The 24,800-nt window shown below is 72.9% G+C and carries 19 protein-coding genes; 16 read left to right on the top strand and 3 right to left on the bottom strand.

Features of this window, described 5'->3' with window-relative positions:
• Nucleotides 1-86: 86 nt before the first annotated feature.
• The 9 genes from nuoH (at nucleotide 87) to VM242_07010 (ending at nucleotide 9,991) form a co-directional block, all read left to right on the top strand.
• Nucleotides 87-1,109, top strand: a complete 1,023-nt coding sequence (gene nuoH / locus VM242_07050) for an NADH-quinone oxidoreductase subunit NuoH (GenBank protein HVM04909.1) — start codon at nucleotides 87-89, stop codon at nucleotides 1,107-1,109.
• Between the two features lie 3 nt (nucleotides 1,110-1,112).
• Entirely contained in the window at nucleotides 1,113-1,598 is a 486-nt protein-coding gene (locus VM242_07045) for an NADH-quinone oxidoreductase subunit I (protein HVM04908.1), read from the top strand.
• Nucleotides 1,599-1,601: 3 nt separating this feature from the next.
• Nucleotides 1,602-2,096, top strand: a complete 495-nt coding sequence (locus tag VM242_07040) for an NADH-quinone oxidoreductase subunit J (protein ID HVM04907.1) — start codon at nucleotides 1,602-1,604, stop codon at nucleotides 2,094-2,096.
• Between the two features lies 1 nt (nucleotide 2,097).
• Nucleotides 2,098-2,397, top strand: a complete 300-nt coding sequence (nuoK, locus tag VM242_07035; protein HVM04906.1) for an NADH-quinone oxidoreductase subunit NuoK — start codon at nucleotides 2,098-2,100, stop codon at nucleotides 2,395-2,397.
• A 10-nt stretch (nucleotides 2,398-2,407) separates the two neighbouring features.
• Entirely contained in the window at nucleotides 2,408-4,786 is a 2,379-nt protein-coding gene (locus VM242_07030) for an NADH-quinone oxidoreductase subunit L (protein ID HVM04905.1), read from the top strand.
• A gap of 10 nt (nucleotides 4,787-4,796) precedes the next feature.
• Nucleotides 4,797-6,323, top strand: a complete 1,527-nt coding sequence (locus VM242_07025) for an NADH-quinone oxidoreductase subunit M (protein ID HVM04904.1) — start codon at nucleotides 4,797-4,799, stop codon at nucleotides 6,321-6,323.
• Nucleotides 6,324-7,835 (top strand): NADH-quinone oxidoreductase subunit N, encoded by a 1,512-nt coding sequence (locus VM242_07020; protein ID HVM04903.1) that lies wholly within the window; start codon nucleotides 6,324-6,326, stop codon nucleotides 7,833-7,835.
• Nucleotides 7,836-7,919: 84 nt separating this feature from the next.
• Nucleotides 7,920-9,011: an SAM-dependent methyltransferase gene (locus VM242_07015; protein HVM04902.1), complete on the top strand. Its 1,092-nt coding sequence runs from the start codon at nucleotides 7,920-7,922 to the stop codon at nucleotides 9,009-9,011.
• Between the two features lie 101 nt (nucleotides 9,012-9,112).
• Nucleotides 9,113-9,991: a hypothetical protein gene (locus VM242_07010; protein HVM04901.1), complete on the top strand. Its 879-nt coding sequence runs from the start codon at nucleotides 9,113-9,115 to the stop codon at nucleotides 9,989-9,991.
• Nucleotides 9,992-10,285: 294 nt separating this feature from the next.
• Here the strand turns inward: VM242_07010 and VM242_07005 are convergent, their stop codons facing one another.
• A complete protein-coding gene (locus VM242_07005; protein ID HVM04900.1) occupies nucleotides 10,286-11,467 on the bottom strand; it encodes an MFS transporter in 1,182 nt (393 codons plus the stop codon).
• 355 nt (nucleotides 11,468-11,822) lie between these two features.
• On the opposite strand from VM242_07005, the gene VM242_07000 reads away from it, so the two are divergent.
• Complete coding sequence (locus VM242_07000) at nucleotides 11,823-13,649, top strand: glycoside hydrolase family 15 protein (GenBank protein HVM04899.1); 1,827 nt, start codon at nucleotides 11,823-11,825, stop codon at nucleotides 13,647-13,649.
• Nucleotides 13,646-15,016, top strand: a complete 1,371-nt coding sequence (locus VM242_06995; GenBank protein HVM04898.1) for a glucose-6-phosphate dehydrogenase — start codon at nucleotides 13,646-13,648, stop codon at nucleotides 15,014-15,016. The genes VM242_07000 and VM242_06995 overlap by 4 nt, the downstream gene beginning before the upstream one ends.
• Nucleotides 15,017-15,344: 328 nt before the next feature.
• Here the strand turns inward: VM242_06995 and VM242_06990 are convergent, their stop codons facing one another.
• Both VM242_06990 and VM242_06985 read right to left on the bottom strand, forming a co-directional pair.
• Nucleotides 15,345-16,691 (bottom strand): hypothetical protein, encoded by a 1,347-nt coding sequence (locus tag VM242_06990; GenBank protein ID HVM04897.1) that lies wholly within the window; start codon nucleotides 16,689-16,691, stop codon nucleotides 15,345-15,347.
• 51 nt (nucleotides 16,692-16,742) lie between these two features.
• Nucleotides 16,743-18,128 carry a S8 family serine peptidase gene (locus VM242_06985; protein HVM04896.1) on the bottom strand — a complete coding sequence of 462 codons (1,386 nt, stop codon included), beginning with the start codon at nucleotides 18,126-18,128 and terminating at the stop codon, nucleotides 16,743-16,745.
• 70 nt (nucleotides 18,129-18,198) lie between these two features.
• Between VM242_06985 and VM242_06980 the strand changes: the two genes are divergently transcribed.
• The 5 genes from VM242_06980 to VM242_06960 all read left to right on the top strand — a co-directional run.
• On the top strand, nucleotides 18,199-20,868 hold the full coding sequence (locus VM242_06980; protein ID HVM04895.1) for a CHAT domain-containing tetratricopeptide repeat protein: 2,670 nt from the start codon (nucleotides 18,199-18,201) through the stop codon (nucleotides 20,866-20,868).
• Nucleotides 20,869-21,123: 255 nt separating this feature from the next.
• Nucleotides 21,124-23,091 carry an acetate--CoA ligase gene (acs, locus tag VM242_06975; protein ID HVM04894.1) on the top strand — a complete coding sequence of 656 codons (1,968 nt, stop codon included), beginning with the start codon at nucleotides 21,124-21,126 and terminating at the stop codon, nucleotides 23,089-23,091.
• A 70-nt stretch (nucleotides 23,092-23,161) separates the two neighbouring features.
• Nucleotides 23,162-23,590, top strand: a complete 429-nt coding sequence (locus tag VM242_06970) for a hypothetical protein (GenBank protein ID HVM04893.1) — start codon at nucleotides 23,162-23,164, stop codon at nucleotides 23,588-23,590.
• Nucleotides 23,591-23,628: 38 nt separating this feature from the next.
• The gene (locus tag VM242_06965) at nucleotides 23,629-24,489 is read left to right on the top strand and encodes a zinc metalloprotease HtpX (protein ID HVM04892.1); all 861 of its coding nucleotides are present in this window, start codon (nucleotides 23,629-23,631) and stop codon (nucleotides 24,487-24,489) included.
• Nucleotides 24,490-24,613: 124 nt separating this feature from the next.
• The coding region (locus tag VM242_06960) for a hypothetical protein (GenBank protein ID HVM04891.1) at nucleotides 24,614-24,800 on the top strand (187 nt) is incomplete at its 3' end.

Below are 24,800 nucleotides of genomic sequence, written 5' to 3'. Positions count from 1 at the left end.
GCCCACGGCGTCGGCTCCGGCGGCAGGAAGGGGCGCTATTCGCCCGTCGCCGCCGCACGAACGGATGACCACCACGGCGGTCTGTGGTGATCCAGGCGATCGAGCTCGCCTACTGGCAGACGACGGCCATCAAGGTGGCCGTGGTGCTCGGGCTGATCCCGGCCGGGGCGATCATCCTGGGCTACGTCTTCCTGCTGAAGATGATGAGCCACATGCAGAGCCGGCTCGGCCCCATGGAGGCGGGACCGCACGGCACCCTCCAGCTGGTCGCCGACGGCGTGAAGTTCATGCAGAAGGAGGACATCTTCCCGGCCCGGGCGGACCGGTTCGTCTTCGCCGCCGCGCCGATCGTTGTGCTGATGTCCACGTTCCTCCTCTACATCGTGATCCCCGCCGGGCCGCGGCTGATCGTCGAGGACCTCGACACCGGCATCTTCTTCGCCCTCGCCGTGTCGTCGCTGTCGGTCCTCGGCATCCTCATGGCCGGGTGGGCGTCGGCCAACAAGTACTCGCTGATCGGCGCGCTCCGGGCCGCCGGCCAGCTCATCGCCTACGAGCTGCCGCTCGTCCTGGCCGTGGTCGGCGTGGTGATCCAGGCGGGCACGATGAGCCTCCAGGGCATCGTGATGGCCCAGGCCGAGGGGGAGATCTTCGGCGTCGGCATCATCGGCAACCCGTTCATCCTCACCCAGGCCGTCGGCTTCCTCATCTTCCTGGCCGCCGCCCAGGCCGAGCTGACCCAGACGCCGTTCGACATGCCGGTCGCCGAGTCGGAGCTGGTGGCCGGCTACATGACCGAGTACACCGGCTTCCGGTTCCTCTTCTTCTTCATGGGCGAGTTCGGCACCGCCTTCGCCTTCTCGGCCATCGGCGCCACCCTCTTCCTCGGCGGGTGGCACGTCCCCGGCGTGGAGGGGACGTTGGCCGACATCCTCGGGCCGCTGGTCCTCGGGGCCAAGATCATGGTGGTCGCCTTCTTCATCTTCTGGATCCGGTTCAGCTACCCCCGCCTGCGCGAGGACCAGCTCCAGGCGTTCGCGTGGAAGTTCCTGATCCCCGTCTCGCTGGTGAACATCCTCGCCACCGGCGTCCTCAAGGTGGTGTTCTGAGCCATGCCCGAGCTGCCCGGCCTCCTCAAAGGTCTCGGCGTCACCTTCAAGACGATGCTGAAGCCGGCCGTCACCGTGCAGTACCCGCACGTCAAGGAGGCGCCGCCCACCCGCGCCCGGGGCGTCATCGCCCTCAAGGAGGAGAACTGCACGGTCTGCATGCTGTGCGCCCGCCAGTGCCCCGACTGGTGCATCTACATCGAGGGCCACAAGGACAAGGCGCCGCCGCGGCGTGAGGGCGGCAAGCCGCGGACCGTGCAGAAGCTCGACCGCTTCGACATCGACTACGGCCTTTGCATGTACTGCGGGATCTGCGTCGAGGTGTGCCCGTTCGACGCCCTCTTCTGGAGCCCCGAGTACGAGTACTCGGAGGTGAAGATCGCCGACCTCCTGCACGACAAGACCCGCCTCGGCGAGTGGATGGAGACGGTGCCCGAGCCGCCACCCCTCGAGGCGGGCGCCGAGGCGAAGAAGGGCGGCAAGAAGTAGCCGATGGTCGCCCAGAACGTCATCTTCGGGGTCATCGCCGTGGCCATGGGCATCGCCGCCATCCGGGTGGTGACCGCCAAGAACATCGTCCACGCCGCCCTCTACCTGGTCGTCGTGCTGGCCGGCGTCGCCGCCCTGTACATCCTGCTGGCGGCCGAGTTCACCGCCGTCGTCCAGGTCCTCGTCTACATCGGCGCCATCGTCGTGCTGTTCCTGTTCGGGATCATGCTCACGCGCGCCCCGCTCGGGGTGACCCCCGACCTCGACAACGACCAGCGGGGCATCTCCCTCGTGGTCGCCCTGTTCCTGCTCGGGGTGCTGGGCGCCGTCCTCGACGACGCCTACGGCTCCACCAAGCTGCCCTCCGACAGCCCGGTCGCCACGTCGGCCGACGTGGGCACGTCGATCTTCCAGGACTACCTGATCCCCTTCGAGGTCGTCTCCATCCTGCTGCTGGCCGCCCTCATCGGCGCCGTCGTCATCGCACGGAGGGACTGACGTGTACCTCAACCAGTTCCTGTTCCTCGCCGCCTTCTTGTTCTGCGTCGGCGTATACGGCGTCCTGGCCCGCAGGAACGGTGTGCTCGTCCTCATGTCGGTCGAGCTCATCCTCAACGCCGTCAACGTCAACCTCATCGCCTTCGGCGCGTTCCACGAGACCGTCGTCGGCCAGGTGTTCGCCCTCTTCGTGATCGCCATCGCCGCCGCCGAGGTCGGCGTCGGCCTCGCCATCGTGCTGCTCATCTACCGGAACAAGCACTCGATCGACCTCACCGAGGTCGACCTCATGAAGGGCTGAGCGGACTCCCTTGCTGCGCAACGCCTGGGTCATCCCCGCCCTGCCCGTCCTCTCGTTCGTCCTGATCCTGTTCTTCGGCAAGCGGCTGCCGGGCAAGGGCCACGAGCTCGGCCTGGCCGCCGTGGGTGGCGCCCTCGTGCTCTCCGTCGTCGCGCTGGTCCAGTGGGTCGACCGACCGGCCGACTTCGAGGTGCCGCCCGCGGGCGAGCACGCCGCCGCCACCGCGGGCGAGGGCGAGCACGCTGCGGAGGAGGGCGAGCACGCCGGGGAAGAGCACGCCGAGGAGGGCGCCGCCACCGACGACCACGCCGACGACGAGGCGAGCACCACCACCGCCGCGACCGAGGAGGAGCACGCCGGCGACGAGCCCGCCACCACGGTGGCCGCCGCCGGCGACGAGAGCCTGAGCGAGGACGAGCGGGCCGACGCCGAGGTCGCCGCCGAGGAGGCCGCCGCCGGTGAGGAGGCGGTCGCCGCCGAGGACGAGCACGCCGACGAGGCGGGGGTGGCCGCATCGGCCGAGGACGAGGAGGGCGGCCACGGCGCCGAGGCGGCGGCGGGCGAGGAGGAGCACCACGCCGAGCCCATCCGCCGGCCCGTGGAGCGCGAGGTGGTGTGGTTCTCCAGCGGCGACGTCGAGATCAAGGCGGGGACCCGGATGGACGGCATGGCCGTGATCCTGGTGTTCACCGTCTGCCTGATCTCGTTCCTGGTGCACGTGTTCTCCACGAACTACATGCACGACGACCGCCGCTACACCCACTACTTCGCGGCGCTGAGCCTGTTCACGGCCGGCATGCTCATCATGGTCACGGCCAGCAACACCCTCCAGCTCCTGTTCGGCTGGGAGATGATGGGCCTGTGCTCGTTCATGCTGATCGGGCACTGGTGGGAGGAGAAGAACAACTCCGACGCCGCCCTCAAGGCGTTCCTCACCACCCGCACCGGCGACATCGGCCTCCTCGTCGGCATCGCCATCCTGTTCGTCGCCGCCGGCAACACCTTCGACATCGCCGCCATCAACGACGCCGCCCTGTCGGGCGCCATCGGGCGGACCGCCCTGGTGGCGGCGGCCGCCGCCCTCCTGTGCGCCGTCATCGGCAAGAGCGCCCAGTTCCCGCTCCACACGTGGCTCCCCGACGCCATGGCCGGCCCCACACCCGTGTCCGCCCTCATCCACGCCGCCACCATGGTCGTGGCCGGCGTCTACCTGGTCGCCCGCCTCTACGGCGTGTTCTGGGAGGGGTTCGACATCGGCGCCGGCGGCATCAACCCCGTGGCCCTCGCCGGCGGCGTCACCGTCCTGATCGCCGCCGCCCTGGCGTTCGTCCAGAGCGACATCAAGAAGGTGCTGGCGTACTCCACCGTGAGCCAGCTGGGTTACATGGTCATGGCCCTCGGCGTGGGCGCCTGGACCGCCGGCCTGTTCCACCTCTTCACCCACGCCATGTTCAAGGGGCTGCTGTTCCTCGGGGCGGGCTCGGTGAGCCACGCCGTCCACTCCTTCGACATGAAGAAGGAGATGGGCGGGCTGAAGCAGCACATGCCGACCACGTTCAAGACGTTCGTCATCGGCAGCCTGGCCCTGGCCGGCCTGTTCCCGCTGGCCGGGTTCTGGTCGAAGGACGAGATCCTGCTCGGTGCCTCGGCGAACGGTTACCAGCTGTTCCTGGTCGTCGGGCTGATCGGAGCCTTCATGACGGCGGCGTACATGACCCGGTGCGTGTACCTCACCTTCTTCGGCGAGTACCGCGGCCACGGCCACCCCCACGAGTCGCCGCCCGCCATCACCGTCCCGCTGGTCGTCCTGGCCGCCTTCTCGGTCGGCGCCGGCCTCCTCAACGCCCCCGGGATCGCGCTGTTCTCGGAGTGGACGGAGGGGGCCACCACCATCGCCGCCGGCGTCGAGCACCATGACTTCTCCATCGGCGTGGCCCTCCTCGGGTCGCTCATGGGCCTCGCCGGCATCGGCGCCGGCTACGCCTACTACTGGAGGAACCTGGGGCCCCACCGCCTCACCGAGCGCAGCGGCGCCGCCCTCTCCGGCTACCGGATCCTCGAGAACAAGTACTGGCTCGACCGCCTCTACACCGACATGGTCGTGGGCGGGATCAAGGGGCCCGTGGCGCGCGGCGCCTACTGGGTGAACCAGCGGATCATCGACGGCGTCGTCAACGCCGTCGGCATCGGCTCCCGGGCCGTCGCACAGTTCACCTACGACGTCGTCGACCAGAAGCTGGTCGACGGCGTGGTCAACGGCACCGGAGTCGGTGCCGAGGAGGGCGGAAGCGCCCTGAGTGTCCTGCAGACGGGCCGCGTGCAGCAGTACGCCGCCTTCCTCTTCGGCGGCGTCGTCCTTCTGGGCGGCGCCCTCGTCCTCTTCGCCTAGGGAGATTCCGTTGGACTGGTTGGACACGTGGGGCCTCTCGGCGGCGGTGTTCGTGCCCGCCGTGGGCGTGGTGCTGGTCGGGCTCATCCCGAAGGACAACGAGCAGCTCATCAAGGTGGTGACGCTGGCCACCACCCTCGTCACGGCGGCGTTCGGCGTGGCCCTGCTGGCGAACTTCGACTACGGGTCGACCAACGCCCTCCAGTTCGAGGTCGACAAGCCGTGGATCGACGCCATCAACAGCCGCTATCACATGGGCATCGACGGCATCTCGCTCCCGCTGCTGGCCCTGTCGATGCTCATCAGCGTCCTGTGCGTCGTCTACTCGTGGGACCACTTCCCCGAGCCGCACAACCCCAAGGCGTTCCTGATGCTCCTCCTCGTCCTCGAGGTGGGCATGAACGGCACCTTCGTCTCCCAGGACCTCATCTTGTTCTTCGTCTTCTTCGAGCTGGTCCTGCTCCCGATGTACTTCATGATCGGGGTGTGGGGAGGGCCCAACCGCCAGTACGCGTCGATCAAGTTCTTCCTGTTCACCCTCTTCGGGTCGGCCCTGATGATCCTCGGGTTCCTGGCCCTGTTCTTCAAGGCCGGCAACACCTTCGACATCCCCGAGCTGATCGCCAACGCCAGCGCCATCGACCACGAGACCCAGCTGTGGATCTTCGGCGGGCTGTTCATGGGCTTCGCCATCAAGGTCCCGATGTTCCCGTTCCACACCTGGCTCCCCGACGCCCACACCGAGGCGCCCACGGTGGGCTCGGTCATCCTGGCCGCCGTGCTCCTGAAGCTCGGCACCTACGGCTTCGTCCGCATCGCCCTGCCCATCCTCCCCGAGGCGGCCGTGTCGTGGGCGCCCTGGATCGGCGGGCTGGCGGTGGTCGGCATCATCTACGGAGCCCTGGGGTGCCTCGCCCAGCGGGACATGAAGCGCCTCATCGCCTTCTCGTCGGTGGCCCACATGGGCTACGTGATGCTCGGCATCGCCACCCTCACCGACTTCGGCGTGAACGCGGCGGTGTTCGGGATGGTCGCCCACGGGCTGATCACCGGCATGCTCTTCTTCTGCGCCGGGTCCATCCAGGAGCGCTTCCACACCCGGGAGCTGGCCCGCCTCGGCGGGCTGCTGATCCAGGCGCCCAAGCTGGGCTGGATCCTCGGGTTCTGCGCCATGGCCTCGCTCGGCCTGCCCGGCCTGGCCGGGTTCTGGGGCGAGTTCCCCGCCATCCTCTCCGCCTACCAGCCGGCGCCCGGCCTGTCCGAGGAGCTGTTCCGGGTGTACATGGTGATCGCCGCCATCGGGACCGTCTTCGCCGCCGGCTACCTGCTGTGGATGTACCAGCGGACCGCCTTCGGCCGGCCGAAGGAGGAGTTCGAGAAGGCCGACATCCACGACGTGCACGCCCCCGAGTGGATCGCGTGGGCGCCGCTGCTGGTGCTGATCGTGGCGCTCGGCGTCTACCCCCGCATCCTGTTCGGGATGACCGACGAGGCGGTGCAGACGGTGACCGCCGCCTTCGCCTCGCTGGGCGGGTAGATGCTCTCGCTCCTCCTCGCCCAGGCGGACACGTTCAAGACGCCGCACCTCGACTACGCCGCACTCTCCCCCGAGCTGGTGCTCACGGGCGTGCTGGTGGCCGTCCTGCTGCTCGACCTCGTCGTCGACGAGACGAGGAAGTACCTCGTCACCCAGCTGGCCGGTGTCGGCGTCCTGGTGACCATCGTCCCCGTCATCGCCCTCGCCGTGAACGGCGACGACCGCTCGATGTTCGCCGGCGCCTACGTGGTGGACGACTTCGCCCTGCTCTTCAAGGGCCTGTTCCTGGCCACGGGCTACGTGGTGCTGCTCATGTCCACCCGGTACATCGAGGAGGGCGACTACTACGAGGGCGAGTACTCGTTCCTCCTGCTCGCCTCGCTCCTGGGCATGGTGGTGATGTCGTCGTCGCGCGATCTCATCTCGATCTTCGTGGCCCTCGAGCTCCTCTCGATCCCGGCCTACATGCTGGCCGGCTGGCGCAAGCGCGACCTCCGCAGCAACGAGGCGGCCCTCAAGTACTACCTTCTCGGCGTCCTGGCCTCGGCGGTGATGCTCTACGGCATGTCGCTGGTGTTCGGCGCCAGCGGCTCGACCCTGCTGACCACCATCGGCGAGGCGGTGTCGGGATCGGTGGGGGAGGAGCCCCTGATCACGATGGGCATCTTCCTCATCGTCGTCGGGTTCGCCTTCAAGGTGTCCGCCGTCCCCTTCCACTTCTGGGCGCCCGACACCTACGAGGGCGCGCCCACCCCCGTCACCGCCTTCCTTTCGGTGGCGTCCAAGACGGGCGGCTTCGTCGCCCTCATGCAGCTGGTCTACGTCGGGTTCTACGGGCGCGCCGACGTCTGGGGGCCGCTGTTCTGGGTGCTGGCCGCGCTCACCATGACCGTGGGGAACCTGGTGGCCCTGCGCCAGACGAACATCGTCCGCATGCTCGCCTACTCGTCGGTGGCCCAGGCCGGGTACATCCTCGTCCCGTTCGCCGTCGCCGCCGAGAACCCCGACGCGGTGGGCACGGCCCAGACGGCGACCATGGTCTACCTCGTCATCTACGCGGCCATGAACCTGGGGGCGTTCGCCATCGTCATGGCCGTGGCCCGCAAGACCCGCTCGGGCGAGATCTCGTCGTACGGGGGGCTGTTCAACTACGCACCCGGGCTGACCGTCCTCATGACGATCTTCGTGTTCTCGCTGGCCGGCATCCCGCCCCTGGGGGGCTGGTTCGCCAAGCTGGCCATCTTCCAGTCCGCGCTCGACGCCGGCACCTCCAACGCCGTGCTCCTGGCGGTGGTGGCGGGCGTCAACTCCGTGATCGCGCTCTTCTACTACGCGTCGATCGCCCGGGAGATGTGGATGCGGCCGGTGCCCGACGAGGACCGCACGCCCATCACCGTGCCGGCGCCGCTGGCCGCCGCCCTCGGGCTCACCGCCGTCGCGGTGGTCGCCGTCGGCGTGTACCCGCAGGCCGTCGCCCGCCTCGGCGACCTGGCCCAGCTGGCCACGGGGTAGCCCACGCCCGCTGACGCCGCGGCCGGGCGCATCCGCGAGCGGATCACCCGGCTGGGCCCGATCCGCTTCGACGAGTTCCTCGAAGTGGCGCTCTACGACCCCGACGGCGGGTTCTTCGCCGGCGGTGGTAGGGGCGCCGGGCGGCGCGGGGACTTCCTCACCAGCCCCGAGGTGGGGCCCCTGTTCGCCGCCGTCGTGGCCCGGGCCCTGGACGGGTGGTGGCACGCGCTGGGCCGGCCCGACCCCTTCGTGGTGGTGGAGGCGGGGGCGGGCGCCGGCACGCTGGCCGCCGGCGTGGTCGGCGCCGCCGGGGCGTGCCGGGAGGCACTGCGCTACGTGCTGGTGGAGCGGTCGGAGACGCTGCGGGCTCGGCAGGCCGCGCGCCTGAGACTGGAGTCCCCGGCCACCGTCCTCGGTCCCCTGGCGGCCGACGAGGACGACGACGGGGGCCCACGGGAGGCGGTGCGGGGCGAAGGGCCGCTGGCCACCGCCCTGGCCGGGCTGCCGGCGGGGCCGGTCACCGGCGTCGTCCTCGCCAACGAGCTGCTCGACAACCTGCCCTTCCGGTTGCTCGAACGGGGCGCCGACGGGTGGCAGGAGGTGCGGGTGGGGACCGCCGCCGGCGGCGACGGGTTCGCCGAGGTGCTCGTGCCGGCGGCCGCCGAGCTCGCCGCCGAGGCCGACCGCCTGGCACCCGGTGCCGCCGACGGGGCCCGGGTGCCCCTCCAGCACGGCGCCCGCGCTTGGCTGCGGGGCGCCCTCGCCCTGCTGGCCCGGGGGCGGGTGGTGGTGGTCGACTACGCCGACACCACGCCGTCGCTCGCCGCCCGGCCGTGGCCCGAGTGGCTGCGGACCTACCGCTCCCACGGGCCGGGCGGCCATCCGCTGGACCGCCCCGGCACCCAGGACGTCACCTGCGAGGTGGCGGTCGACCAACTGGCGCGGGTGCGGGCACCGGTCGCCGACCGCTCCCAGGCCGAGTTCCTGGCCGCCTCGGGGATCGACGAGCTGGTGGCCGCCGCCCGGGCCGAGTGGTGGGCCGGCGCGGCGGCGGCGACGCTGGCCGCGCTGGCGGCCCGCAGCCGGGTGGCGGAGGCGGCCGCCCTGGTCGACCCGGGCGGCCTGGGCGCCTTCCGCGTCCTGGAGTGGTCGGTCGGAGCGGACGCCGGGGGATGACCGGCGGGACCCGGAACCTGTCGTCGGAACGACTCGGATCCGGGTCGTTTCCGCGACAGGTTGCGGCGGGCGGAAGCCCTGGAGCCCTAGGCTCGGCCGCCGTGCTGCGCAGGTGGGGAAGGGCCGCGGACGGCCGGCAGGCCGGGCCCCCGGCGGGCGGCCAAGCGGCACACGACACCGACGACCCCAGGCGGGCCGAGCTCGAGGCGGCGGCGGCCACGGTCGCCGACTGGTTCCACTCGCTGGACCTGGGGCACGGCGTCGTCACGCCCGGCGTGAAGTCGGCCGAGCTCCTGGCGACGGAGCTGGCGTCGCTGCGCCTGCCCGACCTGCGGGGCCGCACCGTCCTCGACATCGGGGCGTGGGACGGCTTCTACTCCTTCGAGGCCGAGCGGCGGGGCGCGGCGCGGGTGGTGGCGCTCGACCATTACGCCTGGTCCCTCGACCTCGCCGCCGTGCACGGGTACAACGAGCGCTGCCGCGCCGAGGGGGTGCCGCCGGCGCCCTGGGAGACGGTCCCCGATGTGTGGCGCCCGGACGCCCTGCCCGGCCGGCGCGGCTTCGACCTGGCCCGGGCCGCGCTCGGAAGCGCGGTGGAGCCCGTGGTCGCCGACTTCATGGCCACCGACCCCGCCGACATCGGCCAATTCGACGTCAGCCTGTTCCTCGGCGTGCTCTACCACCTGATGGACCCGTTCGACGCGCTGCGCCGCCTGCGCCGGGTCACCCGGGAGGTGGCGGTGATCGAGACGGCCGTCCTGGTGCTCGTGGGCCTGGCCGACCGCCCGCTGTGGGACTTCTTCCCCGAGGACCAGCTCAACGGCGACCCCAGCAACTGGTGGGCGCCGAACGTCGCCGGCCTGGTCGGTGCGTGCCGGGCCGCCGGGTTCTCGTCGGTCGAGGTGATCGCCCAGCCGCCCGACGACCTGCCGCCGTGGCAGGTCTTCCACGGCCGGGCCGTCGTCCACGCGCACTGCTGAGCCCGCCGGGGGGCGGGCGGCCCTCGGTCCTGGCCCGGCCATGACCGGCCGAGAGCCTTGTGTCGTCGGGACCGGTCGCCGTGGCGCGCCGGGTAGCGAACTTCGGCGAACGGGGGGCGCTCGGAGCGGTTGCATCTTCACGGTCTCGGATCCTGGAGCTCGGCGGCCGTGTCCATCGACAACGCGGCAACCACAAGGTGGGGACCACGGTCCCGGAGGGCCTGGCACGCTGCGACTCCCCATTCGTCGCATGCCGTCGGAGTCCTTCGCGGGACCGGCGGAACCGGCCCAGCGCTACGAGGCGCAGCGGCCGCCCGTGTCGGGGTCGCGGCGAGCGAGGCCGCGCACCGACAGGACTGCGGTCACGGCGTAAACCCCGGCCAGCACCCGCATCCCGGCGGCTGCGCCGAGCGGGACGAAGGTCGCGACGGTTGCGCCCGCGACCCACCAGAGCTGGAAGATCGTCTCGTAGCGCGCGAACGTGCGGCCCCGCACCGCCTCGGGTGCATCGTGCTGGAGCAGGCTGTCGAAGGCGAGCCGCCCGGCACCGGAACCGAGGCCGGCGGCACCGGCGAGGACCGCGGCCCGGGTGACGTCGAAGTCGCCGGCGGCCCACAGCGCTGCGGCTGTCATCCCGGCCAGCGTCACCAGTAGCAGGGCAGACTCCCGCAGCACGGCGCGCAAGAGGGGGGCCACGACCGACCCGGCGAACCCGCCGATCCCGGCGGCGGCGACCACGACCGCGAACCCCCGACCACTCTCGCCTGCCGCTCGCAGGAGGAACGCCAACAAGAAGGTGAGGTAGCCGACCGCCGCGCGCGAGCCGGCCATCGCGATGCCGCCGGCCAGTAGCCGGGCCGACAGCAGCTTCCGCCACTCGCCGGGAGCCTCCCGCTGCCGCGCCTCTTGCGTGCCGCGCGGGAGCCGGAACGCCGCAACGGCCCCGGCCGCGAACACCGCACCTGCAAACCACAGGGTCGCGTCGTGACCCAGCCACGCGTTGAGGCCGACCGCCGGCAGCGCCCCGGCCACCCCGCCGACGACCGACACGACCGCCAGCCACGCGTTGCCCCACATCAGGCTCCGCTCGGGCGGCAGCGACTCGGGGACCAGCGCGCTGCGGCTCACGCCGTGAACGCGGGAAAGCACCAACAGACCGAACGCGAGCGGGTACAGCGTGAGGCGCTCGGTTCTGCTCGACAGCAGCACCGCCAGCAGCGCCCGTCCTGCCGCGGCCAGCAGGATCGCGCCGCGGTACGCGCCTCGCCACCGGTCGATGACCGGCCCCACGACCGGCGACAGCACCGCGAAGGGGGCCATCGTCAGCGCCAGGTAGAGCCCGACCCGGTCCCTGGCCTCGCCCAGCGGGACCGCGAAGAACAGCGTGTCGGCGAGCGCCACGGCCACCAGCGCGTCGCCGGCGGCGTGCGCCGCCTGCGCCTGGGCGAGGCGGCGGAAGGGCACCCAGCCGACCACGCCGCGCCTTGGGGAGGTGGAACGGTCGTCGCGCCCGGCAGGGCGTCGTCGGCCCCCCGGGCGTGGTGACCGGGCGCCACTCGACGGATCCCTCGACACCATCGTCTCACTGTTGCACCTGAGCGCATGCGTGGCGCGACAGCTCCCCCGACATCGGCGTCGACGCCCAGTTGCACGCTACGACCGAAGCCAGCACACTGGGCATGAGGCTCATCGGCGTGGCCGGCCGTCGCGCTCGGGAACGACCGAGCGAAGATGCCCGTGTTCGTCGCGTTCCTCTTCGTGGCCGCGAGCTCGGGTTGGCGGTCAAAGACGACGTCGCAGCCCTGATCGAGAGCCGGGAGGGAGTCTCCCCATGACAGCGTCGTACTCGTCGAGCGGCTTCTCGCCGCTGGTCCCAGTGGACGGCTACTTGCCGATCGAGGACTTCGGGCTCATCGGCGACGGCTCCACCGCCGCGCTGGTCGGCCGTGACGGCACGGTGGCGTGGCTGTGCGTTCCTCGCTTCGACGACGACCCGCTGTTCTGCTCGATCCTCGACGCCCGCCACGGCGGCGGTTTCCGGCTGGCGGCCGACGGGGCCGTCGATGCCCGGCAGCGGTACGAGCCCGACAGCGGCGTGCTCGTGACCGAACTCCGTTCGCCGACCGGACTGGTGCGCATCACCGATTGCCTGGCGCTTCGTACTGGTGCCGACCTGAGCGAGGACGTCGCGCCCGGGAGGGGAGAGCTGCTCCGGTCCGTCGTGGTGCTCGACGGCGCCGTGCGCCTCAGGGTCGCCTTCGAGCCCCGCGGTGGGGCCACGTGCGAGCGACGGGCCGACGGTCTGCGGGTCAGGGCGTTGCGGCGACCCGACCTGGACCTGCAGCTTGTGGCGTCCGTGGCGCTCGACGGGCTGCGAAGCGCCGTTGACCTCCGGGCCGGGGACCGCGCCGACTTCCTGCTGCGCTGGGGCGGTGGTGCCCACCGGCACCGCACCCCGACCATGGCGGCGCTCGGGCAGTCCACGCTCGACGGGTGGCGCCGCTGGCTCCGCAACCTTCGCTACGACGGGCCGCAGCCAGCGCTCGTGCGACGCTCGGCGGTCACGCTGAAGATGCTCGACTACGTGCCGACCGGCGGGCTCGTCGCCGCGCCGACGTCGTCGCTGCCGGAGGCGATCGGCGGGGTGCGCAACTGGGACTACCGGTTCGCCTGGGTCCGCGACGCGGCGTTCGCGGTCTACGCGCTGCGGCGGGTGGGCCTGGAGGCGGAGGCGTGGGCCTTTCTCGGCTGGGTGCTCGACTCGATCGACCGGGACGGCGAGGCGCGGGTGCTCTATACCCTCGATGGCCGGCAGCCGCCACCGGAGCGCCACGACGAGGAGTTGGAGGGCTACCGCCGGTCGGCACCGGTCCGGTGGGGCAACGCGGCCGCCGATCAGCGCCAGCACGACGCGTACGGCGAGGTTCTCGACTGCGCGTGGCAGTGGCGGTCGGCCGGGGGGTCCCTCGACGGCATCTGGCCGCGGCTCGCCGCGCTCGTCGAGGAAGCCGCCGTCCGCTGGGATCAGCCCGACCACGGGATCTGGGAGGTCCGCACGCCTGGGCGGGTGTTCACCTACTCGGCGGCGATGTGCCAAGTGGCCCTCGACCGCGGTGCTCGCATCGCCGAGGCGCTGGGCCGACCCGGCGACGCCGCCCGCTGGCACGCCCAAGCGGACCGTGTCGGCCGGGCCGTCCTCGAGCAAGCGTGGGACGGCTCCCTCGGCGCGCTGACCGAGCATCTGGGCGGGGGCGGCATCGACGCCAGCCTGCTCGCCCTCCCGCTGCGGCGGGTCGTCGATCCGCGCCACCCGCGGATGACCGCCACCGTCGACGCCATCTCCGACCGGCTCGGGGCCGGCGGCGGCCTCCTGTACCGCTACCTCCCCGGCGAGTCCCCCGACGGGCTGCCGGGCGAGGAGGGGGCGTTCGTGCTGTGCAGCTTCTGGCTGGTCGACAATCTCGCCTACCAGGGCCGCCTGCAGGAGGCGCACGACCTGTTCGACGGCCTCTGCGGCCGAGCGGGACCGCTGGGCCTGCTCCCCGAGGAGATCGACCCCACCTCGGGGGGCTACCTCGGCAACTACCCCCAGGCATTCAGCCATGTCGGGCTCATCTCCTCGGGCATGAACCTGGCCCGGCTGGGCGCCCGGCCGTGACCCCCGCCCTTCTCCTGATCCTCGGCGCCACCGGCGACCTTGCCGGCCGCTACCTCATGCCCGCCCTCGGCGAGCTCGTGGAAGGCGGCCGCTTCCCTGCTGGTACCGACATCGTCGGCGTGGCCCGCGACCACTGGGACGACACCCGCTTCAAGACCCACGTGTCGGCCCGCCTCGAACGCCACGCCCCGCACCTCGACGCCGGCGCACGCCGCCGCCTCGTCGAGCGTCTGCGGTTCGTCGCCGGCGACGTCGCCGATCCCGCCACCCTGCGGGCTGCTGCTGGAGACCGGCGCGGCCCCGTGGTGGCCTATCTGGCCCTGCCGCCCGCGGTGTTCGCGGATGCCATCACCGCCCTCGCCGCCGCGGGCCTCGCGTCCGGCAGCCGGATCGTGGTGGAGAAGCCCTTCGGTGTCGACCTCGAGACCGCCCGCGACCTCAACGCGCTGCTGCACCGCCACTTCGCCGAACCCGATGTGTTCCGGATCGACCACTTCCTCGGCAAACAGACCGTCCAGAACGTCCTCGGGTTGCGCTTCGCCAACCGGCTGTTCGAGCCGCTGTGGTGCGCGACCCATATCGAACGTGTGGACATCGTGTGGGACGAAACCCTGGCGATGGAGGGCCGCGCCGGCTACTACGACCACACTGGCGCGCTACGCGACATGGTGCAGAACCACCTGCTGCAGATCCTGTGCCTCGTGGCCATGGAGCGCCCGGCCGGCCTCGGCGAGCGCCACTTCCGTGACGCCAAGGTCGACCTCTTGAGCGCCGTCAGGCGCCCGACCGTCGACGACATCACCCGTGACACCGTCCGCGCCCGGTACACAGCCGGGGCGGTCGCTGGCCGACCGGTGCCGGACTACAGGGACGAACCCGGTGTGGACCCGGCACGCAACACCGAGTCGTTCGCCGAGGTGACCCTGTTCGTCGGCAACGACCGTTGGCACGGCGTGCCGTTCCACCTCCGCACCGGCAAGGCACTGGCCCGGGACCGCCGCGCGGTCCGCGTCACGTTCCGACCGGTGGAGCGACTTCCTTTCGGCCAGGCCGACGACCCGGGGCCGAACGTCCTGACGCTGGCCATGGACCCCGACCGCGTCGCCGCCGACATCGCGCTCAACGGCGCCGGCGACCCCTTCTGCCTCGATGCCGCCCGCTGGGAGCTCGCGCTCGCTGACCAGGAGCTGTCTGCGTACGCCCGGATCCTGCTCGACGTCGTCGACGGCGACGCCTCGCTGGCGATCCGCGGCGACGAGGCCGAGCACTGCTGGCACATCATCGAGCCCATCGTCGCCGCCTGGGACGCCGGCGCGGTCCCCCTCCTCGGCTACACCGCCGGCAGCGACGGTCCGGGCCCTTCGTGATCGGCGCCGTCGGCGCTACCGCGTCAGGCCCCGTGGACATGGGCGTCGGTGCGCGAGTGCCGCTGCGAGCCACCGTTGGTCCCTCCTCGGTGTCCGGAGACGACGTCCGGAAGGCCGCTCGCGGTCCGAGTGATCGACGACGCACCCGAGACCGAGCCTGACGACCAGCGACCCGTTGCGGGGAGTGCTCACCGGCCCGGGGATCCACCGCCTCCCCGCGGACGTGCGCTGCTACGGGACTGCGCCTGCCTGACGGTGAACTTGTCGGAGAGCCGGATCAGTGGAGAGGGCCTCCTGTCCGGACCGATGGCGCAGCGGGCGGGAACGGCTACCCGAACCGCTCGTACTGCTGGCGGGCCAGGGCGACGGGGACGGCGTCGGTCGCCGCGTCGGGGCCGATCACGACGATCTGGCCGAGGAACCCGTTGCGGACGACGAACACCACGGCGGTGTGCTCGTCGTCCTCCACGATGCGGACCCCTCGGGCGCCGGGCACGTCGGGCACCGACAGCTCGCTCACCTGGGCGCCCTCCGTCTCCTCCCGGAACGACGCCAGCGTGCGGTCGCGGTAGTGCTCGGCGCCGCCGGGCGCCGAGAACCGGTAGACGAAGTCGATGATGGTCCCGTCCTCGTCCCTGGTCCACAGCCGCTGGTAGCCGGCCACGAAGCCGTCGGCCTCCAGGACCCGGCGTGCATCCGGGGACCCTTCGTCGCGCACGGCCTTCTCGAAGTCGGAGGGGCCGGTGTCGCCCACGTTGTCGGGCTGCTGCTCGTAGCCGGCCGGCACCTCGGCCAGGAGCCGGGGCACCAGCGCGTCGGTCTCGGGCGTCGCCGTGCCCGAACCCTGGCCCTTCCTGGCCCGGTCCAGGATCTCGCCGTAGCCGGCCACCTCCTCGGCGGGCGGGATCGTCACCGAGACCGGGGTGCCGAAGTCGTAGAACTCGACCGTCACGTCCATGCGCCGGGGGAGCGACCCCGCCGGGAACCGCCCCGAGTGTCCGGCCGACGAGTAGTCGATCGACTGCTTCAGGCGCCGGACGCGGCCGTCCCCGTCGATCCAGACGTCGGTCGGGATCGTGGCGATCCCGAACAGCTCCTTGACCGAGCGGATCGTCTCCTGCTGGGCGACCGGCGCGCCCGCCGCCGCCTTCTCGACGTCCACCGTCGCCTCGTACCAGGTGGTGCGGGCCCCGCGGATCGATTCCTTGCCCACCGTCCGGACGGCATCCGACGCCCCCCGCAGGTACTGGAGCCCGGCCGACGGGTCGTTGGACTGCGACTGCACCAGCTCGGCGAGGCCGTCCACGCCGACCGCCTCGGCCAGCTCGTCGAGGTCGATGCGGATCCACTCCCGTCCGGCGGCGGCCGCCACCTCCGGGAGGTGCTGGTAGACGGTGGTCCCCTGGATGACGACGTCGAACGTCTCACCGGCGGCGCTCACCGTCATCGTGCCCTCGTGGTCGTCGAAGTCGACCGTGCCCTCGGCCGTGGTGACCGACGGCTCGGCGCCCTCGTCGGGGCCGGCGGCGACGATCTCGAGTCGCTGGGTTACCCTGGCCGACCCCTCGGCGACGGTCCTGGCGGGGGCGGCGGCCACCCGCTCGGCCGGACCGGCCGAGCTGCACGCCGCCGCCAGCACGACCGCCGGTACCGCCGCCATCAGCATGCGTCTCACGGCGCTCCCCTCGAACGGGTGACGAGCGGAGGGTAACCGCCTGCGGCCGGGTCAGATCACGTTGACGACCGTCCCCAGGTTCGGGATCCGCATGAGGGCGGGCTCGTCGACCACCCGCTTGACGGCGTCGGCGGCCGTGCACTTCTCGGCGGCGATGGTGCGGGCCAGCGCACCGGCCACCACCGGCGCCGAGAACGACGTGCCGCTCCACAGCGCCCAGCCGTCGAACTTGTCGGTGTCCACGCCCCGGTCGCCCGGCGGCTCCTTGCCGTCGTACCCGTCGAAGAACGTGCTGAGCAGGTCGACGCCCGGCGCGCACGCCCGGACCCATGGGCCGTAGTTGGAGAACGGCGCCGGCCCGTACGGGCCCACCGCCCCCACCGAGACGACGCCGGGGAAGGCGGCCGGGAACGTGGGCCGGCACGACCCGTCGTTGCCGGCCGAAGCCACCACCACGACGCCCATGGCCTGGAGTCGGCGGACGGCCCACTCCAGGGCGAACGCCTGCTCGAGGGCGAAGCCGCCGAAGGAGAGGCTCACGATCGTCCGCTGCGGGTCGGGCACCTCGAGGTCGGCCAGGCACTGGACGATGTTCGACTCGGCGCCGTCGCCCATGGTGGAAAGGACGCGGTGCACGACGACCTCCGTTCCCGGCGCCACCTGCTGGACGAGGCCGGCGATGAAGGTGCCGTGGCCCGAGGCCGGGTCGAGGAACCCGTTGCCGTCCTCGTCGGGGGCGTCGACGTCGGCGGCCGACGCGGGGCGGACGGTCGTCGTCGACAGCGCGCCGGGGGCGTCGGTGCCGGCGAACCCGGTGTCGAGGACGATGACCCGCGGAGGCCCCTCCGCCACCACGCCGAACGCCTCCGTGGCCGATGTGGTGTCGACGCCTTCGGGCGCGGGGCGGGCGCTGCTCCGGCGCACGCCCGACGCCCGGGCGGGCGACGCCGTCGTGGCGTACACGGGCGTGGCGTAGACGGGGCTGGCGTGGACGTCGGTGGCGTACACCGGCGTGGCGTACACCGGCGTGGCGTAGACGGGTGTGGCGTAGACCGGCGTGGCGTACACCGGCGTGGCGTAGACCGGGTTCGCCCCGGCACCGCCTCCGCAGGAGGCGGCGGGGTGGGGCGGGCAGCACGGCTCGCAGTGGGCGAAGAACACGTGGTCGGGCTGGGCCACGATGCCGGCCAGCCGCGCCTCGCGGGCCAGGACGAGGGGGTCGCGCACCCCGGCGATCTCGGTGAACGGCCCCAGCGTCCGACCCGTGCGGACCCGGTCCTTCTCCCACAGCCGGCGGGCGACGGCGGTCAGCCCTTCGGGGTCGGTGGTCAGGACGGACCCCGGGACGTAGGCGAACCCGGCCCCGTCGGCGAACGAGACGCGGTCGGTCCACGGGCCGCTGGGGCGCGGCCGCCCGTCCGGCTTTTCCTGTGCCATTGGCTTCTCCCTCTTCCTCGTTCCGGAGCCGCCGCCGGACCCACGAATACGAAGTCTTTAGCATGGCGGCGTGCCACCCCTCGGTGCGGTCGACGAGCTGCGGAGGCTGGCCGAGGAGCGCCACGTCGACCCGGCCCGGGTCCTCGAGCAGGCCCAGCAACTCCTGGCCGGGGACCAGGACGCCGCCGTCCGGGCGACGGTCCACTGGGTCATCGGCCTCTCGCTCCACGAGCTGGGGCGGGGGAGGGACGCGATCGCCAGCTACCGCCGCTCGGTGGCGGAGAGCTCGGCCGCCGGCCTGGTCGACGCCGAGGCGCTCGCCCGGGCCAGCCTGGCGTACTCCCTGATGACCCAGGGCGACGCCGCCGGCTCGCAGCGGGAGATCGCCGCCGCCCGTGCCGTGGCCCCGGCGTCGGTGCGGGGCGTCGTCGAGTCGCTCCACGCCGTGTGCCTGGCCCGGTCCGGCCGGCTCGACGAGGCGATGGCCGCCTACCAGCGCGCCCTCCGGTTCCTGGAGACGGTGGGCGACCGCCCGTCGCTCGCCCGCCTGCGGCTCAACCGCGGGATCCTGCACGCGTACCAGGGCCGGTCCGACGCCGCCCTGGAGGACCTGGCCGAGGCGGAGCGCCTGTCGGTGGAGTGCGGCCTCCCCGTCCTCACGGCCATGGCCGCCCACGACACGGGCTTCGTGCACGGGCGGCGAGGGAGCGTCCCCGAGGCCCTGGCCGCGTTCGAGCGGGTCGAGCGCGCCTACCAGGCCCTGGGCCGCCCGGCCCGCCTGAGCGCCGTCCTGGAGGGCGACCGGTGCGAGGTGCTCCTGGCGGCGGGGCTGGTGGCCGAGGCCCGCAAGGCGGCCGAGGCGGCGGTGGCGGCGCTGGAGTCCGCCGGCGACGTGGCCCACCTCAGCGAGTGCCGCCTGCTCCTGGCCCGGGCGCTGCTCGACGAGGGCGCCTACAAGGAGGCGGCGGACGAGGCCGACGAGGCGGCCCGGCGCTTCCGCGCCCAGCGCCGTCTGCCGTGGGCGGCCCAAGCCGGCTACGTCGCCGTCCGGGCCGAGGTCGCCGCCTGCGAGGACCAGCAGGTGCCGCCCCCCGACCTCCTCCGCCGGAGCCGCCGCATCGCGGCGGACCTGGAGGCCCGGGGCTGGCCGGTGGAGGCGCTCCACGTGCGCACCTTCGTCGGCCGCCTCGCCCTCGCCCTCGGCCGACCGGCGGTCGCGCGGGCCGAGCTGGCCAGGGCGGCCGGCGCCCGCACCCGGGGCACCGCCGACCTGCGGGCCCGGGCGTGGCACGCCACCGCGCTGCTGCGCCTGGCTGAGGGGGACGAGGCGGCAGCCGAGCGGGCGCTCACCCGGGGAATGGCCGTGGTCGACGCCTACCGGGCCACCCTGGGCGCCACGGAGATGCGGGCCTCCGCCTCCGGCCTCGACGCCGACCTGGCCCGCACGGGGCTCAGCCTCGCCCTGCGCGACGGCGACGCCCGCCGGGTGCTGCGCTGGGCGGAGCGGCGCCGGGCGGGAGCGCTGCTGCGCCCGCCCGTGCGGCCGCCCGACGACGAGGAGCTGGCGGCCGGCCTCGAGGAGCTGCGCCGCCTGCGCAGCGCGCTGCGGGACGCCGCCCTCTCCGGTGGGCCGCCCCGCCGGCTCCAGCAGCGCCTCGCCACCGTCGAGAAGGCCGTTCGCGACCGCACCCTCAAGACCCGCGACGAGGGTGGGCCCGGCACCGGGCGGCTGGACGTGGCCGCCCTGCGGCGGGCGCTCGGCGACCGGGCGCTGGTCGAGTTCGTGGCCTTCCAGGGCCGCGTCCATGCCGTGACCGTCGTGGGCCGGCGCATCCGGCTGTTCGACCTCGGCCCCGGCGACCGGGTGGAGCAGGAGGTGGAGTACCTGCTGTTCGGCCTGCGGCGGCTGCTGGCGCGGCGGTCGCGCCGGGCGGCCGAGGACCTGGTGGGCCTCACCGCCGAGCGCCTCGACGACCTCCTGCTGGCGCCCCTCGGGCTGCCGGCCGCCGCACCCGTCGTCGTGGTGCCCACGGGCGCCCTGCACGGCCTTGCGTGGGGCGCGCTCCCGACGCTGGCCGGGCGTCCCACGACGGTGGCGCCCAGTGCCGCCGTGTGGCTCGCCGGCGGGCGGGCGTCCCCGGCCGCCGGCGGCGGCGTCGCCCTCGTCGCAGGCCCGAACCTGCCGGCGGCCGAAGGCGAGGTGCGGGCCATCGCCGCGCTGCACGCCGATGCCGAGGTGGTCACCGGCGCCGGTGCCACGGCGAGCGCCGCGTGCGCCGCCCTGGAGCGGGCGGCCCTGGCCCACGTCGCCGCCCACGGCAGCTTCCGCGCCGACAGCCCGATGTTCTCCTCGCTGCTGCTGGCCGACGGCCCGCTCACGGTGTACGACCTCGAGCGCCTGCGGCGGGCCCCGTCCGTGGTCGTGCTGCCCGCCTGCCATGCGGCCGTCTCCGCCGTGCGCACGGGCGACGAGCTCCTGGGGACGGCCGCCGCCCTCATCGGCCTGGGCGTGCGCTGCGTGATCGCACCGGTCATGGCCGTGCCCGACGACGCCACCGCCGTGCTGATGGTGGACCTCCACGGTCGCCTCCGGGCGGGTGACGACCCGGCCGCCGCCCTGGCCGCCGCGTCCACGGGCTCCGACCCCGTCACCGCCCGGGCGTTCGTGTGCATCGGGTCCGACGACCGGGACGGAGGGCCCCCGCCCGCCACCCGGCGTCCGGGCCATGTCGCCTCCTGAGCGGGCACCGGGGTGGGTCCCGGGAGCGCCCAGCGGCTGGTCCCCATCGCGCCGGGCACGGTCGACACGGCGATGCAGGCCCGCATCCGCGGAGGTTCCTCGACCTCCACCGGGACGGGAGGCTCACCGACCCGGCCCGGGTGGCGGGCGGGTCTGGTCGCTGGTCGAGCGGGACGACCACGACGACGGCGCCGCCGTCGACCTGCGGGAGATCTAGCCTCGGGGCCCCGGCCCGGCACATCCCAGGGAGGCCCGATGGCGGAAGGTGCAGCAGGACCCGCGATCGAATCGTTCGCCGTCGAGGGCCGCACCTTCCCGCCTCCCGAGGGCTTCAAGGCCGACGCCCTCGTCACCGACCAGTCCCTCCACGACGAGGCGGACCGGGACTGGCAGGGCTTCTGGGCCCGCCAGGCGCTGGCCCTGGACTGGTACGACGAGTGGGGCACCGTCCTCGAGTGGGAGCTGCCGTTCGCCCGCTGGTTCGTCGGCGGCCGGCTCAACGTGTCGTACAACTGCCTCGACCGCCACGTGGAGGCCGGCCGCGGCGACCGGGTGGCGTTCCACTGGGAGGGCGAGCCGGGCGACACCCGCACCATCACGTACGCCGACCTGCTGGCCGACGTGCAGCGCTTCGCCAACGTCCTGCGCTCGCTCGGCGTCCGCAAGGGCGACCGGGTCGCCATCTACATGCCCATGATCCCCGAGCTGCCGGTCGCCATGCTGGCGTGCACCCGCATCGGCGCTCCGCACTCGGTCGTCTTCGGCGGCTTCTCGGCCGACGCCCTGGCCGACCGCATCGACGACGCCCGGGCCCGCGTCCTGGTCACCGCCGACGGCGGGTGGCGGCGCGGCTCGGTGGTGCCGCTCAAGGCCAACGCCGACGCCGCCGTCGCCCGCACGCCCTCCATCGAGCACGTGGTGGTGGTGCGGCGCACGGAGTCCGAGGTGGGGATGCACGAGGGCCGGGACCACTGGTGGCACGACCTCGTCGGCGCCGCCGAACCGGTGTGCGAGCCCGAGCGGATGGGCGCCGAGGACCTGCTGTACCTGCTCTACACGTCGGGCACCACGGCCAGGCCGAAGGGGATCATGCACACCACGGGCGGCTACCTCACCCAGGTGGCGTTCACCACCAGGTACGTGTTCGACCTCGACCCGGAGAGCGACGTGTACTGGTGCGCGGCCGACATCGGCTGGGTCACCGGGCACAGCTACATCGTCTACGGGCCCCTGGCCAACGGTGCCACCGGGGTGATGTACGAGGGCTCGCCCGACACGCCCGCCCGCGACCGGTGGTGGTCGATCGTCGAGCGCTACGGGGTCACCATCCTCTACACGGCACCCACGGCCATCCGCACCTTCATGAAGTGGGGGACCCAGGAGCCGGCCGCCCACGACCTGTCCTCGCTCCGCCTGCTCGGCTCGGTGGGAGAGCCCATCAACCCCGAGGCATGGACCTGGTACTGGGAGCACATCGGCGGCGGCCGGTGCCCGGTCGTGGACACGTGGTGGCAGACGGAGACGGGTGCCATCCTCATCGCACCCCTGCCGGGGGCCACCACGCTGAAGCCCGGGTCGGCCACCTTGCCGCTGCCCGGCATCGGGGCGGAGGTGGTGGACGACAAGGGAGAACCAGTGGCCCCCGGTGGTGGCGGCTACCTCACGCTCACCCGCCCGTGGCCGTCGATGCTCCGGGGCATCTACGGCGACCCCGAGCGCTTCCGGGACACGTACTGGAGCCGCTTCGAGGGGCGGTACTTCACGGGCGACGGCGCCCGCGTCGACGAGGACGGCTACTACTGGCTGATGGGGCGGGTGGACGACGTGATGAACGTTTCCGGCCACCGCGTCTCGACGACCGAGGTCGAGTCGGCCCTCGTCGACCACCCGACGGTGGCCGAGGCGGCCGTGGTCGGGGCCCGGGACGACACCACCGGCCAGGGCATCATCGCCTTCGTCACCCTGAAGGCGGGCGTGGACGTGAGCGACGAGCACGGCGAGGTGCTGCGCCGCCACGTGGCCACCCGCATCGGCGCCATCGCCCGGCCTCGCACGATCGTGTTCACCGACGACCTGCCCAAGACGCGCAGCGGCAAGATCATGCGCCGGCTCCTCCGGGACGTGGCCGAGGGCCGGTCCCTGGGCGACACCACGACGCTGGCCGACGCGTCGGTGGTCGAGGAGATCAAGCGGCGGGCCGACGCCACTCCCTCGGAGGACTGAGCTGGCCGGCGGCTGGGTTCCTCCCGACAACTGGCGGTGGCGGCAGGGGACGGTCGAGCCCGGCCCGGCCGTGGTGTTCGACCTCGACGGCGTCCTGTCCGACGCGGCCAGCCGCCAGCACTACCTGGAGTCGGACCGCCGCGACTGGGAGGGGTTCTTCGACGCCTGCGGCGACGACCCGCTGATCGAGGAGGTGGCCCGTCTCCTGGAGCTGCTCGACCCGGCGCTGGGCATCGTCATGCTCACCGGGCGCCCGGTGCGGGTCCAGCCCCAGACGATGGCGTGGTTGGACCGCTACCAGCTGCGCTGGGACGTGTTGATCATGCGCGACTTCGGCGACTACACGGCGGCGAGGGACTTCAAGCGCATGACGGTCTCGGACCTGCGCCTCTACGGGTTCGACGTGCGCCTCGCCTTCGAGGACGACCGGCGCAATCTCGAGATGTTCCGCGGCGAGGGGATCCCCTGCGTCTACATCCACTCCGGCTACTACGACTGAGGAACACCGGCTCGGGCAGGGACGTTGAAAGGGCAGACATGAACAAGAACACCTTCAAGACCACCATCCTTCTCGCCGGCATCGGCGGCCTCCTCGTCACCGTCGGCTCCGTCCTCGGCGGCCGGGGCGGCGCCCTGATCGGCCTGCTCCTCGGCGTCGCCATCGTGGGCTGGTCGTACTGGAACTCCGACAAGCTGGCCATTCGCGCCGCCCGTGCCGTCCCCGTCACCGAGGCCGAGTTCCCCGAGTACCACCGCATGGTCCGCGAGCTCACCCAGCGGGCGGGCATGCCCATGCCCAGGCTCTACATGACCCCGGACATGCAGCCCAACGCCTTCGCCACCGGCCGCAGCCCGGACCACGCGGCGGTCGCCGTCACCCAGGGCATCGTCCAGATGCTCGGGTGGGGCGACGAGCTGCGGGGCGTGCTCGCCCACGAGATCAGCCACGTCGGCAACCGGGACATCCTCATCGGCTCGGTGGCCGCCGCCATCGCCACCGGCATCAGCTTCATCGCCAACATGGCAATGTGGGGTGCCATGTTCGGCGGCGGGAGCGACGACGACGAGGGTGCCAACCCGATCGCGCTGATCCTCACCGCCCTGCTCGCGCCGATGGCGGCCGCCCTCCTCCAGATGGCGCTCAGCCGCAGCCGCGAGTTCGAGGCCGACCGCTCGGGCGCCCGCTTGATCGGCGACGGCGAGGCGCTGGCCCGGGCCCTCGAGAAGATCGAGCACTACGCCCGCAGCATCCCGATGCCCGTCCAGCCCGCCCAGGCGCAGAAGTACATCATCAACCCGCTGACCGGCCGCCACGTGCGGTTCGCCAACCTGTTCACCACGCACCCGCCCACCTCGGAGCGTGCGGCCCGCCTCCGTGCGGGAGAATGGCGGCGCTAGCGGTGTGAGGCGGCGGGGCCCGGCGGGGGGCCGACGAGCGGGAGAGGGGACGGCGCTCCGGCCGCGGGGCGTGCCAGCCGGTCGCGCCCGAGCCCTCCCTCTCGGCGCGATCGCAGGAGTGGCGGTGGCGCTGGCCGTAGCCGCCACGGCCCCGGCGGGCGCGCAGCTCCCCACCCTGCCCGGCTCGACCACCACGAGGCCGCCGCCGGAGACCACGACGACGCAGGCGTGGCCCACCGATCCCGGGACCACCACCACCCAGCCCCCTCCGCCAGCCCCGGCCCCGGGTCCGGGGCTGGCGGAGGGGGCTG

Source organism: Acidimicrobiales bacterium (assembly GCA_035540975.1).
Classification (GTDB): Bacteria; Actinomycetota; Acidimicrobiia; order Acidimicrobiales.
Note: the sequence above shows the minus strand (reverse complement) of the source record. Positions and strands in the feature narration are given on the sequence as shown.